Origin of the sequence: Sphingomonas jinjuensis (genome assembly GCF_014197105.1) — a bacterium.
GTDB classification, from domain to species: Bacteria; Pseudomonadota; Alphaproteobacteria; order Sphingomonadales; family Sphingomonadaceae; genus Sphingomonas; species Sphingomonas jinjuensis.
This window is the reverse complement of record NZ_JACIEV010000001.1, coordinates 95,277-111,181: the sequence shown is the minus strand read 5'-3', so window position 1 is coordinate 111,181 and position 15,905 is coordinate 95,277. Positions and strand designations below refer to the sequence as shown.

The 15,905-nt window shown below is 68.6% G+C and carries 9 protein-coding genes; 8 read left to right on the top strand and 1 reads right to left on the bottom strand.

Annotated elements, in window-relative coordinates:
- Positions 1–67: 67 nt before the first annotated feature.
- From GGQ80_RS00495 to GGQ80_RS00465, 7 genes are all read left to right on the top strand, one after another.
- Entirely contained in the window at positions 68–2,764 is a 2,697-nt protein-coding gene (locus GGQ80_RS00495; RefSeq protein WP_183981743.1) for a TonB-dependent receptor, read from the top strand.
- A 222-nt stretch (positions 2,765–2,986) separates the two neighbouring features.
- Complete coding sequence (locus tag GGQ80_RS00490; RefSeq protein ID WP_183981742.1) at positions 2,987–3,778, top strand: IclR family transcriptional regulator; 792 nt, start codon at positions 2,987–2,989, stop codon at positions 3,776–3,778.
- A complete protein-coding gene (locus tag GGQ80_RS00485) occupies positions 3,775–4,962 on the top strand; it encodes an extracellular solute-binding protein (protein WP_183981741.1) in 1,188 nt (395 codons plus the stop codon). Before GGQ80_RS00490 ends, GGQ80_RS00485 begins: the two co-directional genes overlap by 4 nt.
- Complete coding sequence (locus GGQ80_RS00480) at positions 4,959–6,059, top strand: Gfo/Idh/MocA family protein (RefSeq protein WP_343050709.1); 1,101 nt, start codon at positions 4,959–4,961, stop codon at positions 6,057–6,059. The genes GGQ80_RS00485 and GGQ80_RS00480 overlap by 4 nt, the downstream gene beginning before the upstream one ends.
- Positions 6,056–6,787 carry an SDR family oxidoreductase gene (locus GGQ80_RS00475; protein WP_183981740.1) on the top strand — a complete coding sequence of 244 codons (732 nt, stop codon included), beginning with the start codon at positions 6,056–6,058 and terminating at the stop codon, positions 6,785–6,787. The genes GGQ80_RS00480 and GGQ80_RS00475 overlap by 4 nt, the downstream gene beginning before the upstream one ends.
- The gene (locus GGQ80_RS00470) at positions 6,784–8,847 is read left to right on the top strand and encodes a DUF4350 domain-containing protein (protein WP_183981739.1); all 2,064 of its coding nucleotides are present in this window, start codon (positions 6,784–6,786) and stop codon (positions 8,845–8,847) included. Before GGQ80_RS00475 ends, GGQ80_RS00470 begins: the two co-directional genes overlap by 4 nt.
- Positions 8,844–10,421 carry an alpha-L-fucosidase gene (locus GGQ80_RS00465; RefSeq protein WP_183981738.1) on the top strand — a complete coding sequence of 526 codons (1,578 nt, stop codon included), beginning with the start codon at positions 8,844–8,846 and terminating at the stop codon, positions 10,419–10,421. Before GGQ80_RS00470 ends, GGQ80_RS00465 begins: the two co-directional genes overlap by 4 nt.
- On the opposite strand, the gene GGQ80_RS00460 is transcribed toward GGQ80_RS00465, so the two are convergent.
- Positions 10,402–13,722, bottom strand: coding sequence for a glycosyl hydrolase (locus GGQ80_RS00460; RefSeq protein WP_183981737.1), 3,321 nt, complete (start codon positions 13,720–13,722; stop codon positions 10,402–10,404). The genes GGQ80_RS00465 and GGQ80_RS00460 overlap by 20 nt on opposite strands.
- Positions 13,723–13,749: 27 nt before the next feature.
- Here GGQ80_RS00460 and GGQ80_RS00455 point away from each other — a divergent pair, with 27 nt between their 5' ends.
- Entirely contained in the window at positions 13,750–15,855 is a 2,106-nt protein-coding gene (locus GGQ80_RS00455) for a beta-galactosidase (RefSeq protein ID WP_246346763.1), read from the top strand.
- Positions 15,856–15,905: the final 50 nt, after the last annotated feature.

Sequence of the window (15,905 nt, the reverse complement as noted above, 5' to 3'; positions counted from 1 at the left end):
CAGTGGTTCAAATAGGCGCTATCGGTTCGCTAATAAATATGTCCGGCAATAGGGACGGGAGAGGGTGATGATGGGTGGAAAGCTGTTGACCGGTGTCAGCATGGCGGCGCTTGCGGTATTCGCGGCGATGCCGGCTCATGCACAGGATGCGCGATCGACGCAGGCCGTGGCGAACCCGGCGGGAACGCCGCCCCAGGCGGACGAGCCGGCCGCGCCCGACGTCGTCGTCACCGGCATCCGATCCAGCCTGGCCTCGGCGCAGAACATCAAGCGCAACGCCGACACGATCGTCGATTCAATCGTCGCCGAGGACATCGGCAAATTGCCGGACATCAACGTGTCGGAAGCGCTGCAGCGGATCACCGGCATCCAGGTGCAGCGCGACGTTGGCGAAGGCGCCGGTCGCGTCCAGATTCGCGGCCTGACCGGCGTCGAGACGACGATCAACGGCCGCGACGCCTTCACTGGCGTCGACCGCAACTTCAACTTGCAGAACCTGCCCGCCGAGCTGCTGTCGCGGCTCGACGTGTACAAGGCGCCGACCGCGAACCTGATCGAGGGCGGTATCGGCGGCACGATCGATATCCGCACCCGCCGCCCGTTCGACTTCGCGGACTCGCAGATCGCTGGCAGTGCGCGGGCGCGCTATGCCGATCTGCGCGACAAATGGGATCCGCTCGTCTCGCTGTTGATGAGCGACCGCTGGGATACCGGCATCGGCGAGATCGGCGTGCTGTTTTCGGGCGCCTACCAGCAGCGTTCGTACCGCCAGGACTTCAACATCACCGGCGCGCCGCTGCCGCGCACCGACCTGATCGCCGGCCAGACCGTCAATGCGCCCAACGGCAGCTATAAGGTGCAGGTGCTGGGCCAGCGCAAGCGCATCGGCCTGAACGGCGCGATCCAGTGGCAGGCGACGCCGGACCTGATGTTCTACGTCGAGGGGCAATATTCGCGCTTCATCACGACGCAGGACCAGAACGGCCTGCTGATCCAGTCGAACCGCAACGCGTCGCAACCGACGCTGCGCGTGCCGACCGCGGGCAGCTTCACAACCTTCCCCGGCACCAACGATCTGGCGACCGGCACTTACACCAACCAGCCGTTCACGCTGCTCGGCGTGTCGCGCGATCTGCTCGACGACAACCGGACGATCGCGATCGGCGGCGAGTGGAACCGCGACCGGCTGAAGGTCAGCTTCGATGCGAGCTACGACAAGTCCTATTCGGAGCTGGATTATCGCGAACTGGATCTGCTCGGCACCGCGCCGACGTATCGCCAGGACCTGACGACCGACGCGACCAGCTTCTCGTTGCAGGGCGTCGACCTGCTCAACCCGAATTCGTTCACGGTCGGGCCGCTGACGCAGAACGTCAACATCTCGCGCGGCGAGCAGAAAGCGGGTCGGATCGACGCGACCTACGAGATCCCCGGCGGCTTCCTGCGCCAGATCGCGGTCGGCGCGCGCTATGCCGATCGTTCGGCGATCTTCTCGCCGATCCGCTTCTTCCAATCGCCGGTGAACAACAGCATCGGCAACGTGTCGCAGTTCCTGCAGCAGAATCCGGTCAATGATTTCTTCCAGAAGGATGCGCCCGGCGTGTCCTTCCCGCAGAACTTCTTGATCGCCGGGTCGGACGCGCTGCGGACCAACTTCGACACGTTGCGCACGTCGCTCGGCATCACCGCATTGCCCGCAGTCACGCCGCTCGGCATCTTCAACATCACCGAGCGCACGCTCGCCGGCTATGCGATGGCGAAGTATGAGTTCAACCTGGGCGTGCCGATCGACGGGAACATCGGCGTCCGGGTGATCCGCTTCAACGGCACGCTGACCGGCAATACGCCGGTGTTCGAGACGGTCACCATCAACGGACAGGTGACGCGCCGCCAGACCGGCTTCGCGCCGATCAACACGCGGCCCGATCGCACCGACGTGCTGCCGAGCTTCAACCTGCGCGCCCGTCTGACCGACGAATTGCAGCTGCGCTTGGGTGCATCGCGCGTGCTGACCCGGCCGGGCTTCTCGCAGCTCACGCCGTCGCTGACGCTGGTGCCGGCGCAGGGCGCGGGATCGGGCGGCAATCCGAACCTGGCGCCGTTCACCGCCGACCAGGTCGACGCGTCGCTGGAATATTATCTGTCACGCACGACGTCGGTGTCGGTCGCGGGCTTCTACAAATGGGTGAACGCCTTCACCTCGACCAGCGTCGAGACCAACGTCGACGTTGGCGGAATCCTCTATAACATCACCCGGCCGGTCAACAGCGGCAAGGGTTACGTCCGCGGCTTTGAGGTCGGCGGCCAGACCTTCCTCGACTTCCTGCCGGAGGGGCTGAACGGCTTCGGCGTGCAGGCCAACTATACCTTCGTCGACTCCGAGACGCCGACGCTGCTGGCGGGGGCGCCGCTGCCGCTGACCAACCTGTCGAAGCACAGCTACAACGTGTCGGCGCTCTACGAGAAGTACGGCATCTCGGCGCGCGTCGCGTACAACTGGCGCTCGCGATTCTTGGAGGGCGTGTTCGCCGGCGCGACGGTGGCGGGGGCGACGTCGATCCCGCCGGGGCCGATCTATCGCAAGGGCTATGGCTGGCTCGATGCGTCGCTCAGCTACGACATCGACAAGAACGTGACCGTTTCGTTCGAGGGCAGCAACCTGCTGCGCACGCGGCGCGAGAGCTATTACACGGTGCCGACGCGCTTCAACGATCAGACGATCGATGATCGCCAGTTCCTGGTCGGCTTCCGCTTCCGTTACTAAACCCTCCCTCCCCGGAAGGGCACCTGTGCCCGGGCCTCACCGCCCGGGCAATTTGCTAAACACCGACGACAGGAGTGGATGGCGTTGCAGGCGCTGATCGGATCGACGCAAGGGGCGGAGCGCCAGCTTCGGTACGCGCGACGGGCTCGTCGTGCGGCGCCGACCTTTCTATCGTCCCCTTCGCGCGCCCAATGGCGCCGTCATCGAAGGGAATGCATCGCCATGGCTGACACGACGCCCGAGGCCGAGGAAAAGCGCCAGAAATATTCGGTGCCCGCGCTGGAGAAGGGGCTCGATATCCTCGAGTTCCTGGCCGACCAGGCGGTGCCCAACACCCAGGCGCAGCTGGCGCGATCACTGGGGCGGCAACCGGGCGAACTGTTCCGCATGCTCGCCTGCCTGGAGGGGCGGGGCTATCTGCATCGCGATGCCGGCACCGGCGGCTATTCGCTGACGCTGCGGTTGTTCGAACTGTCGCGGACGCACAATCCGTTCGAGGCGCTGCTGCGCGCGGCACGGCCGCTGATGCGGCGGCTGGCGGACGATATCCGCGAATCCTGCCACCTGAGCGTGCTACATCGCGGCGAGGTGGTGGTGCTGGCGCAGGAAGAGAGCCCCGAGCCGTTCCGCCTGTCGGTCGAGGTCGGATCGCGCCACTCGCCGCTGCGCACGACGTCGGGGCGGCTGCTGCTGGCGGCGCTCGATACCGAGGGGCTGGCGCAGGCGTTGCAGCACCAGCGTGACTGGCGGACGCTGTCGGCGAGCGAGCGGCGCGGGTTCGAGCAGCGGCTGGCACGAGTGCGCGCCGATGGTTTCGACCTGTCGGTCGGCGAGCGTTTCATGGGCAGCGCCGACATCGGCGCGATCGTCGGGCGGCCGGGATCGTCGATCGCGGCGGCGCTGACGGTGGCGCGACTGGTGCAGGCGGGCGGCGATGCCGAGGTCGAGCGGATCCGCGGGCCGCTGACCGCCTGTGCCGATGCCATCGCGCATGATGCGGGGCTGATCGCGTGACGACGACGCGGCTGCGGATCGCGGTGCGGCGCTTCGACCCGTTCGAACGGGCGATCGCGCGGCAGTTCGCAGATTTCGTGGCTGTGACTGGCGTCGATGCCGCGGTCGAGGTGGTGGCGCTGGACCTGAACCCGCTGCATGCGGCGCTGTTCGCTGCCGGGCTGGCGGACGGACGGTTCGACATCGCCTTTCTCAATACCGACTGGCTGGCGGAGGCGCAGGGCGGTGGGCTGATCGAGGATTTGGCGCCGTGGCTGGAGCGGGCGCCGATCGCCGACTTTCCCGATGCGTGGAGCCCCTCGCTGCTGGGATTGCAGCGCTTTGCCGGCGGGTTCTGGGGCATGCCCTATCACGACGGGCCGGAGTGTCTGATCTATCGCCGCGACCTGCTGGCAGCGGCGGGCGTGGCGGTGCCGACGACGTGGGAGGAATTCCATGCGGCGGCGCGGCGGCTGAACGATCCGGCGACGGGGGTAAGCGGGACGGTGCTGGCGCTGTTTCCCGACGGGCACAACGGCTTCTACGATTTCTGCATCCACGTCTGGTCGCGCGGCGGCGCGCCGTTCGATGGCGAGGGGCGGCCGTCGTTCATCGGCGAGGCGGCGGAAGGTGCGCTCGACTTCCTGCGGACGTTGGCGAAGGATCAGGACGCGGTGCCGGCGGACGTGACGGCGCTCGACAGCGTCGCGGCGGGACTTCGGTTCTGCGAGGGGCGGGTGGCGATGATGGCCAACTGGTTCGGCTTCGCTGCGTTGGGTGAGGCCGAGGGCAGCCCGATTCGCGGCCTGATCGACGTCGCGCCATTGCCGGCGGGGCCGGGCGGCGAGAGCCTGTCGCTCAACGTGTTCTGGGTGCTGGCGATCGCCGCGGGAAGCGCGAACAAGGCGCTGGCATGGGATTTCCTGCGCCATTGCGCGACCGCCGCGATGGACCGGATCACTACCGACGAGGGCGCGATCGGGGTGCGGCGGTCGACCTGGGCCGATCCGGCGGTCAACGCGGTCATCCCCTATGCCAATCGGCTCGATGGGCTGCATGCGCGAGCGCGGCATATCCCGGTGCGGCCCGACATCGCCGCGATCAGCGCGGTGGTCGACGACATGCTGACGGTGGCGGTGACGACCGATCGGCCGACGCGCGACCTGCTGGCCGAGGCGCAGGCACGGGTGGAGGCGCTGGCGTGACGAACGACGCGCCGCTTCGCCAGGCTTGGCCGATGCCGACCGAGCCGCGGCCGATCGTGGTGCTGGGCACCGGCGGGATCGTCCGCGACGCGCATCTGCCGGCGTATCGCAAGGCGGGGTTCGTCGTCGCGGGGCTTTACGACCGCGACGTGGCTCGCGCCGAAGCGCTGGCGGCAGAATGGGGCGTCGAGCGCGTGTATCGCACGCTCGAAGAAGCTGCGGCGGCGGATGCGGTGTTCGACGTCGCCGCGCCGCCGGTCGCGCATGCCGAACTGCTCGACGCGCTGCCCGAGGGGGCGGTGGCACTGATGCAAAAGCCGTTCGGGCGCGACCTGGCGATGGCGACGCGGCTTCGCGACATCGCCGCGGCCAAACGGCAGACGGTGGCGGTCAATTTCCAGCTGCGCTTTTCGCCGATGATGCTGGCGATGCGCGACGCACTGGCGCGCGGGCACTTCGGCGAACTGACCGAGATAGAGGTGCATCTGAACCTGGTGACGCCATGGCACCTGTTCCCGCATCTCAAGGCGGACGAGCGGGTCGAGATCGTCAGCCATTCGATCCATTATCTCGACACGATCCGCGCGCTGGTGGGGTCGCCACTCGGCGTGTTCGCGCGATCCTATGGCCATCCGTCGAGCGACCTCGCGCCGACGCGGACGAGTGCGATCCTGGATTATGACGACGCGCAGCGCGTGACGCTGTCGATCAACCACCACCATGATTTCGGGCGCCGATTCCAGGATGCGAGCTTCCGCGTCGAGGGCAGCGAGGGCGCCGCGATGGTGAAGCTGGGGCTGCTGCTCGACTATCCGACCGGCGAGCCCGACGAATTGTGGCTGGCGCGGCGGGGTGAAGATTGGCGGCAGGTGCCGCTGGCGGGCGCGTGGTTCCCCGATGCCTTCGTCGGGCCGATGGCGAACCTGCAACGCTACGCCGCGGGCGAGGACGACATGCTGGAAACGGGCGCCCCGAGCGCCTGGGCGACGATGGCGCTGGTCGAGGCCTGCTACACCGCGATGGCGCAGCCGGCGACGCCGATCCCGCAGGAACACGACAACCAACACGGCCGAACGCCGGCAAAGGGACGCGCATGACGGATCTGAACGGGCAAAGCGTACTCATCACCGCGGCGGCGCAGGGCATCGGCCGCGCGTCTGCGCTGGCCTTCAAGGCGGCCGGCGCACGGGTGATCGCGACCGACATCGACGAGGCGGCGCTGGCCGCGCTGGGCGAGGAGACGGGGATCGAGACGGCGCGGCTCAACGTGCTCGACGACGAGGGCGTGGAGCGACTGTTCGACCGGCTGGGCGGGGTCGATGTCCTGTTCAATTGCGCGGGCGTCGTCCATGGCGGCAGCGTCGCCGAGATGAGCGAGAACGACCTCGACTTCGCGTTCGACCTGAACGTGAAGGCGATGGTGCGGACGATCCGCGCGGCGTTGCCGCACATGATCGAGCGGCGTAGCGGCGCGATCGTCAACATGGCGTCGGTGGCGTCGAGCGTGAAGGCGGTCGCGAACCGCTGTGCCTATTCGGTGACCAAGGCGGCGGTGATCGGTCTCACCAAGTCGGTTGCTGCGGATTATGTTGCGCACAATATCCGCTGCAACGCGATCTGTCCCGGCACCGTCGACACGCCGTCGCTGAACCAGCGGATCGCGGCGACCGGCGATTTGGCGACCGGCAAGGCGGCGTTCGTCGCGCGCCAGCCGATCGGGCGGCTGGGGACGGCGGAGGAGATCGCCGGGCTGGCGGTGTATCTGGCGGGGGCGACCTATACGACCGGGCAGATCCACGTCATCGACGGCGGGTGGACGCAGTGAGGGCGCTCGCCCTCGCGCTGCTGGCGCTCGCGACGCCGGTCGCGGCGCAGAAGCCCTCTACCGCCGCGGCGGTCGCATCGGAGCGGCTGTGGCTGGGGTCGGCCTGGTATCCCGAGCAATGGCCAGAGGCGCGGTGGGACGAAGACCTGCGGCTGATGAAGGCGCATGGCGCCAATGTCGTTCGAATCGGCGAATTCGCCTGGGCGCGGATGGAGCCGGCAGAGGGGAAGTTCGACCTCGACTGGCTCGACCGCGTGATCCGACTGGCGGAGCGGCATGGACTGAAGGTGGTGCTGTGCACGCCGACCGACACGCCGCCGGCGTGGTTGACGAGCACATATCCCGACACGCTGCGCGTCGATGGATCGGGCACGCGGCTGGGGCACGGCGGGCGGCGGCAATTCTCGATCAGCAGCCCGCGCTATCGCGCGCTGTCGAAGCGGATCGTGAGCGCGATGGCGACGCGGTTCGGGCGCGACCGCGCGGTGATCGGCTGGCAGATCGGCAACGAATATACCGACGAAAGCTATGATCCCGCCGCGCGCACCGCCTGGCATGCGTGGCTGAAGCAGCGGTTCGGGACGCTCGACGCGCTCAACGCGGCATGGACGACGGCCTATTGGTCGCAGACCTATACCGACTGGGATCAGGTGCCGTTCAACGACAAGCCGGGCAATCCCGGCTGGATGCTGGAGCTGAAGCACTTCATCACCGCGACCTGGGTCGATTTCCAGCGCAACCAGGCGGACGCGATCCGCGCCCATTCGGCGCCGACGCAGTTCGTGACGACGAACCTGGGCGGGCTGGGCTGGGCGAACAAGTTCGACCGCTATGCGATCAACCGCGACCTCGATATCGCGTCGTGGGACAATTACGTCGGCACCGGCCATCTGGAGCCCTACCGCAACGGCGCGACCCACGACCTGGCGCGCGGGTGGAAGCGGCGCAATTTCTGGGTGATGGAGACGCAGCCCGGCTTCGTGAACTGGGCGGGGGTGTCGAACATCCTCGATCGCGGCGAATCGCGGGCGATGGCGTGGCACATGATCGGCCATGGCGCAGACGCGGTGCTGTACTGGCAGTGGCGGTCGGCGCTGAACGGGCAGGAGCAATATCACGGCGCGCTGGTGGGGCCGGATGGCGAGCCTTTGCCCTTCTATGCCGAAGCCGCGGAGATCGGGCGCGATTTCGCCAAGGCCTCGCCGGTCTTAGCAGGCACGCAGCCGGTGTCGACGGTGGCAATCCTGCAGGATTACGACAGCCGCTGGGCGATCGATTTCCAGCTGCACAACAAGGACTATGACCAGATCGGGCTGCTGCTCGACTATTATCGGCCGCTCAAGGATCGGCTGGGCGCGGTCGACATCGTTGAGGCGGCGCGGCCGCTCGACGGCTATCGCCTGGTGTTCGCGCCGAGCCTGAACGTCATCACCGACGAACTGGCGGCGAAGCTGGGTGCCTGGGTGCGCGGCGGCGGGCATCTGGTGCTGGGGCCGCGGTCGGGGATGAAGGATCAGTACAACCGGCTGACCGTACAGCGTCAGCCGGGGCCGCTCGCCGAGCTACTGGGCGGGCGGGTCGAACAATTCTATGCACTGGACGAGACGGTGCCGGTGTCCGGCGATGCCGGGGCGGCCACGGCGCGGATCTGGGCCGAGCAGCTGTCGACCAAGGCGGCGGATGCGCGGGTGACGATGCGCTACGGCAAGGCCAACGGGTGGCTCGACGGGCAGCCCGCTGCGATCACGCGGGCGGTGGGCAAGGGCCGCATCACCTATCTCGGCACGATCCTCGATGCCGCCGCGATGAAGCGCTTCGCGGAAGGCGCGATGAGTGACGCGGGGGTCGCGATGCTGGCGCCGCTGCCCGCGGGCGTCGAGCGAATGGTGCGCGTCGGCAAGGGGCGGACGGTGACCATCCTGGTCAATCACACCAAGACGCCGCAGCGGATCGCGCTGCCGCGGCCGATGCAGGACGTGCTGGCGGGCGTAACGGTGCGTGCCGTGGCGCTCGGCGCGCGCGGGGTCGCGGTGCTGACCGCCGAGGGAGAAGACCGATGACACGGGTGATGCTGGGTGCCGCGGCACTGATGGCGGCGACGGCGCCGTCGGTGGTGGCGGCGCAGACGTACAAGACCGATGCCGTCGACCGGCAGGTCGCGGCGGTCGACGCCAAGCTGAAGCGCGGCAAGCTGAAGCCCGATTGGAACTCGCTCGGCGGCTTTCGCGCGCCCGAGTGGTTCCGCGACGCCAAGTTCGGGATCTTCATCCACTGGGGCCCCTATGCGGTGCCGGCGTTCGCGAACGAATGGTATTCGCGCAACATGTATGTGCCGGACAACCAGGCGTTCACCTATCACCAGAACGTCTACGGGCCGCAGTCCAAGTTCGGGTATAAGGACTTCATTCCGAAGTTCACCGCCGACAAGTTCGATGCCGGGCAGTGGATCGCGCTGTTCAAGGAATCGGGCGCGCGCTACGTCATTCCGGTCGCCGAGCATTGCGACGGCTTTGCCATGTATGCGAGCGGAATGACCGACTGGAACGCGGCGGCGATGGGGCCGAAGCGCGACGTGGCGGGTGAGCTGGCCAAGGCGACGCGCGCGGCGGGGCTTCACTTCGGCTTGTCGTCGCACCGGGCGGAGCATTTCTGGTGGTATAATGCGGGTCGCGGATACGACAGCGACGTCAACGATCCGCGCTATGCCGGACTGTATGGCCCGGCGGCGCCGCGGACGTTGCCGGGGGATGATCCGACCAGGGAGCCCAACCCCAATCACCTGGAAAACTGGATGCCGCCCGACGACGCGTTCCTGCGCGACTGGCTGGCGCGCGCGACCGAGATCGTCGACAAATACCAGCCCGAGCTGATCTATCTCGACTGGTGGACGATGGCGCCGCGGTTCGACCCGTATCTGCGCAAGTTCGCCGCCTATTATTACAACGAGGCGGCGCGGCGCGGGCAGGGGCCGGCGATCACCTACAAGGGCGAGCATTTCCCCGCCAATGCCGCGCTGTACGATGTCGAGCGCGGCAAGCTCGACACGCTGCGGCTGCTGCCGTGGCAGACCGATACGTCGGTGAGCATCCGCAGCTGGGGCTATGCGCAGAACGACGGCTATCGCACGCCCAAGTCGCTGGTCGGCGACCTGGTCGACGTGGTGTCGAAGAACGGCAACCTGCTGCTCAACGTCGGCCCGCGCGCCGACGGCACGATCCCCGAGGAAGCGGCGACGGTGCTGCGCGGGATCGGCGCCTGGCTGACCGTCAACGGCGAGGCGATCTATGGCACCCGGCCGTGGAAATATTTCGGCGAGGGGCCGACCACGGCGGCGAGCGGCGAAAAGTCGGAAGGGGCGAACAAGGCGTACACCGCCGCCGACATCCGCTTCACGACCAAGGGCGCGACGCTGTACGCGATCGGGCTGGACCAGCCGGCGGACGGGCGAGTGCTGGTAAAGACGCTGTACCAGGGCACACCCTATCTCGACCGGCCGATCCGGTCGATCGAGCTGCTGGGCGGCGGGACGGTCGAGTGGCGCCAGACCGACAGGGGGCTGGCGGTGACGTTGCCCCCGGCGAGCGATCCCGCACGAATGCCCTATACGCTGCGCATCAGCTTCGCGCGCGGGTGACGAGGCGGACGGGGCCGAGCAGGCCGGCGGGATCGAGCGCGGCGTCGCGGCCGGGTAGCCAGGGCTCGCCCTTGCGCAGCATCGGCACGACATGGGTGACGCGCTGATCCTCCGCCTTGCCGTCGTCACCGATCAGGCGGTTGCGCCACGTGTTGGCGACGTCGATCTCGAGCAGGACGCGGCGCGGCAGCGTTGCGGGCAGCGGCACGACGAAGGGCGGGCGCCACGCATAGCCGATATGCCGCCCGCCGATGCGAACGGTGGCGAGGTTGGCGACGTCGCCGAGATCGAGCAGCCATTCCTGGCCCGCGCGCGGCGGCGGCAGGTCGAGCATGGTCGCATAGGTCGCGATGCCCGAATAGAAGCGGAGGTCGGGATCGGCCTGCTCGGTCCAGGAGGCGAGGGTGGCGAGCTCGATCGTCTTGGGTCGGGCGAGATGCTCGGCGAAGCGGACGCGCCAGGGGCCGGTGACGGGCCGCGTGTCTGCGACGGTCGCGGGCCTAGTCCGCGCGACGGGGCGGCGCTCGCCGGCGAAGACGACGACGATCGAACCGTGTGGATCGAGGGTGATCGGCAGGCTCGTGACGCCGCTCGCCTCGCTCCAATCGCGGACGGGGGTGACGGTGCCGCGGTCGGCGTCCCACAGTTCGGGCGCGCTGCCGTCGCTGCGGAACCGCGCGGTGAAGGTGACGGCGCGGTCGCGCTGGTTGCTGAGGAAGAACAGCCGCCAGCCGTCGCCGCGCCGCTCGGTCCATTCGATGGCGTCCGCTCCCTCGGCGCGGAAGGCCGGGGTGCCGAGGTGGGCGGCGAGGTCGAGGTCGGCCCGGATGCGGTTGCTGCCCCACAGGCGCTCGCCGAGCTGGCGGAGGCGCGCGGTAGCGTCCAGGCCGCCCGACAGGCCGTAGGCGGCGGTTGGACGCGGGCCAGTGATCGTCGCGCCGGCATCGGCGAGACGGGCGAGCGCCTCGAGCAGCGGCAGCGTCATGCGGGTCGCCGGTGGCAGGACGAGCGCGGCATAGGAGGCGCCGCCGGGCAGGACGATGCGGCCGTCCTCGACCCGGGCGAGGCGGATCAGCGCGTCGCGGTTGATCGAATCATAGGCGAAGCCGCGCGGCAGCGCCGGGCGCAGCGCATTGGGAAGCAACGACCGTGTCGGCACGTCCTCGCCGATGAAATAGGCGACGTCGGCGACGGCATGGCCGGCCTGGAGCAGCGCCTGCGCGCGGATGACGTAATCGCGCCAGCCCTGGCCCGGCTTCCACCAGCTCTGCTGCGCGACGAAGTGCGAGCCGATGCCGTTGAGCGTCATGCCCGGCGCGCGATCGGGCCAGGGCTGCTGTGCCCAGACGTGGAGGTGGAAGCGGTTGATGCCTTCGCAGAAATTATGGTCGCCCAAGCGCTTGAAGGTGAAGGGATGCTCGCGCCAGGTCATCAGGATCTGGGTGAAGGACTCCGCGCCGACGATCTTGCCGCCGTAGAGGCGCGCGCCCGACACCGCGTCCTTGATGTCGGTCGGCTTGTCGTTGCGCAAGCTGTCGAGCCAGAATTCTCCCATCGGATCGTCGACGTGGCGCGCGAAATCGAGGCCGTCGGCGAGGAAGGTCGGGCTTTGCGGCTCGCCGCTGAACCGGCAGCCGCGGGCCTTCGCCATGGCGGCGATCGGCGCGTAGAAATTGTCGATGGCGAGATCGGAGATCGTGCGGCGGACGTCGAACAGGAAGCTCTCGCTCGCCTCCATCCCGCCGACCGGCACGCCGCACATCGCGGCGAGCCAGGGCGTGAGATCGTAGCCGCAGCGGTCGCGGAAGGTGGCGGGGAAGGCGGGGGAGAAGTTCTGCGTGCCGGCTTCCCAGCTGTCGACATGCACGACCTTCAGCGCGCGCGATCCTGCCGGGCCGAGGCGGTCGAGCGTCTTGCCGAACCAGCTGTCGAACTGGAGCTTGGCGGCGGCGGGATCGAAACGGTCGCATTCGAGGCCCTGGCCAAGGCCGGCGGCGGCATTCTCCTTGCCCGTCGTCGTGCAGCCGATGCGCAGGATGCGCCAGCGGCCCTTGGGCGCAGTCCAGCGCAGGCGACCGCTCTGGTCCATGAAACGCGACACGTCGAGAATCGCGGAGGGCGCAATGCGCGCGGCGGGCGACAGCGCGTCGTCGGCGATGCGCCGGCTGCGGCCCCAGGCGGCGCCCGACTTGATCGGCAGGTGGTGGACGACGGGCATCGACGACAGCTCGAGCCCGGTCAGGCGAAGTGCGGTTTCCTGGCCGAAATCCTGGTCTTCCTCATAGGCGAAGGGGCCTTCGGGACGGTGGACGAAGCGGAAATGGCGTGCGGTCGTCTCGCGCACGGCATGGGTCAGCGTCGGCAGATCGGTCTGCCAGCCGTGATGAGGGTAATCGAGGCGATCGACATCGCGCCAGCTGCGGCCGTCGTCGCTCGCCTGGACGAACAGGCTGTTCGCGGCACGCAACACGCCATAGGCGAAACCGCCCGCGGCCTTGGGCGTGCGGACGGTGACCGACCGCAACGTGAAGGGGCGGGGGAAGGCGAAGGCGATCCAGCCGCCCGTCTCGACGTTGATCAGCTCGTCGCGGTTGGCGGGATCGGCGAGGCGGCGCGGATCGGCGATCGGCAGGTCGGTGGTGATGGCGGCGGCGGCGCTCGTCGCTTCCCAGGCGGGGTCGATCGGCACGGCGAGCACGGCGACGTCGCGATGATAGTCGAGCTTCACCGCGCCGGCGGGCAGCGTCACGTCGATCGCGCGACCGCCATTCACAATGTGCTCGCCCCAGATCAGGTGCTGCATCGAGCGATCGGGGGTGATCCATGGGCCGCTGGCGGTCGCCCAGCCGTCGCAGATGTTCATCGCGAGTTCGAGCCCGAGCCGTTCGCATTCGTGGGCGGCATGCTCGACCATCGCCCACCAGGTCGGCGTCAAGGCTTCGGCGGGGGGCACGACGCGGGGATCCTTGCCGCTCTTGCCGATGCTGAACATCATCGGGCGGGTAATGCCGGCGGCCTTCATCGCGGTGAGGTCGGCGGTGATGCCTTCCTTCGTCACCGCGCCGCCCATCCAGTACCAATAGGCGGCCATGTGCGCGGTCATCGGCGGCGTGCGCCAGCGCGCGGCGAGGTCGGTGGCGGCGCTGTCGACCGACGCGGCGGCGACGCTGTCGGGAACGGCGCGCCATGCGCCGGCGGCGCCGGGGATCAGGCTGCCCGCCGCCATCGCGCCGCCCGCCGCGAGCAGGTCGCGGCGGGCCAGGCCCGGATTGCGGCTTGCGGCGTCGTCTGAATTATTCATATCATCATACTAATAGGAGCGGTGTCGATGGTCCAGCACATGTATCGCCTCGTTGCCGTTCTTGCGGCGGCAAGCGCGACGATTGCCGCTCCGGCGCAACAGCTTATCTATCCGCGTCATGCTACCGCGGCGGTACTCGACCGGCCAGTGATCTCGATCGCGATCGGCACCGCTTGGTATCCCGAGCAATGGCCCGAGGCACGCTGGGCCACCGACCTGGCGATGATGCGCAGCGCCGGCTTCAACACCGTGCGGCTCGCCGAATTCGCGTGGAGCACGATGGAGCCGCGCGAGGGGCAATTCGATTTCGCCTGGCTCGATCGCGCGATCGCGGCGGCGCATGGCGCGGGGATGCAGGTGGTGCTGGGCACGCCGACCGCCGCGCCGCCGGCGTGGATGAGCCAGCGCTATCCCGACATCCTGCGCATCGACGAAAATGGCGTGCGCGCCGAGCATGGCGGACGGCGGCACTTCTCATTCGCCAGCGCGCGCTACCGCCGCTTCGCGGTGCGGATCGCCGCCGTGATGGCGAAGCGATATGGCAAGGATCCGCGCGTCATCGGCTGGCAGATCGACAATGAGGTCGGCCCGCCCTCGTTCGACGACGAGGCGGTGGCACGCTGGCACGCGTTCCTGACGGCGCGCTATGGCACGATCGACCGCCTCAACAAGCGCTGGACGACGCAATATTGGAGCCAGCACTACGATCGCTTCGATCAGGTGCCGCTGCATGCGACGGGACAGCAGAACCCCGGCCTGCTGCTCGACTTCAAGCATTTCACCACCGCGACCTGGACTGATTACGTCGCCGAGCAGGCGCGTGCGATCCGTGGCGTAGCGCAGCCGCGCCAGTGGGTGACGACGAACACGATGTTCTGGAACGCGGGCTTCGATCACTACGCGATGCACCGTGAGCTGGATATGGCGTCGTGGGACAATTACATCCCCGACGGGCGCCCCGACTGGGTCGCGAACGGCGCCAACCATGACTTGGTCCGCGGCTACAAGCAGCGCAATTTCTGGCTGATGGAAACGCAACCGGGGCGCGTCGACTGGGTGCCGGTCAACCGCTCGCTCGACCGGGGGCAGGTGCGCGAGATGGCGTGGCAGGCGATCGGCCATGGCGCCGATGCGGTGCTGTGGTGGCAATGGCGATCCGCGCTCAATGGCCAGGAGCAATATCACGGCGCGCTGCTCGGCGCCGATGGCACCGCCAATCCGGTACTGGCCGAAGCCGCGCAGGTGGCGCGCGAGGCGCAGGCCGCGGGTGCGGCGCTGGCGGGTACCGAGCCGGCGGCAAAGGTCGCGATGCTGTTTTCCTATGACAGTCGCTGGGCGATCGACCTTCAGCGGCATCATCGCGATTTCGATCCGGTTCGGCAGTTCGTCGCCTGGTATCGGCCGCTGCGGATCGCGTCGCAGGGGGTGGCGGTGCTGCCGGTGATGGCCGATCTGGCGCGCTATCCGCTGGTCGTGGCGCCGTCGCTGCACGTGGTGACGCAGGGGCAAGCGGATCGGCTGGCGGCCTATGTTCGCGGCGGCGGGCATCTGGTGCTTGGGCCGCGATCGGGAATGAAGGACGACGCCAACGCGCTGTGGCCGCAGCGGCAGCCGGGGCCGCTCGCCGACCTGCTGGGCGCGCATGTCGAGCAATATTATGCGCTCGATACGCCGGTGACAGTGGGCGGCGGGACGGCGGACATCTGGGCGGAGACGCTGGCCCCGGGCGCGTCAGATGTCGAGGTGCTGGCGCGATACGGCACGGCGAACGGATGGATCGACGGCAAGCCCGCGATCGTCACGCGCCGTGTCGGCAAGGGGCAGATCACCTATGTCGGCGCGTGGCTCGACGCCGCCGGGATGACCGCGCTCGCGCAGCGGCTGCTCGATCAGGCGAAGGTCGGGCCGGTGCTGGCGGGTCTGCCCGACACGGTCGAGGTGATGGCGCGCGACGGCGGCGGGCGGCGCGTGCTGGTGGTCGTCAACCACGGCGCGGCGGCCGTCGCGTTACCGCTGCCGACGGGCGCTCGGGCGGTTGCCGGAGACTTGGCCGGGCGCAGCCTGCCCGCCCATGGCGTGGCGGTGGTGACCATTGAGCCGATCCTCCCCCGCCAGGGGGAGGTGGCAGGCTGAAGGCGTGACGGAGGGGGCGGTAGGCTGTGCGCCATCGATGAAGCGTCGCT

What these genes read in the sequence shown, in the direction of transcription:
- GGQ80_RS00495 (WP_183981743.1), top strand. Translation starts at nt 68, where the DNA reads ATGATGGGTGGAAAGCTGTTGACCGGTGTCAGCATGGCGGCGCTTGCG.
- GGQ80_RS00490 (WP_183981742.1), top strand. Translation starts at nt 2,987, where the DNA reads ATGGCTGACACGACGCCCGAGGCCGAGGAAAAGCGCCAGAAATATTCG.
- GGQ80_RS00475 (WP_183981740.1), top strand. Translation starts at nt 6,056, where the DNA reads ATGACGGATCTGAACGGGCAAAGCGTACTCATCACCGCGGCGGCGCAG.
- GGQ80_RS00465 (WP_183981738.1), top strand. Translation starts at nt 8,844, where the DNA reads ATGACACGGGTGATGCTGGGTGCCGCGGCACTGATGGCGGCGACGGCG.
- GGQ80_RS00460 (WP_183981737.1), bottom strand. Translation starts at nt 13,722, where the DNA reads ATGAATAATTCAGACGACGCCGCAAGCCGCAATCCGGGCCTGGCCCGC.
- GGQ80_RS00455 (WP_246346763.1), top strand. Translation starts at nt 13,750, where the DNA reads ATGGTCCAGCACATGTATCGCCTCGTTGCCGTTCTTGCGGCGGCAAGC.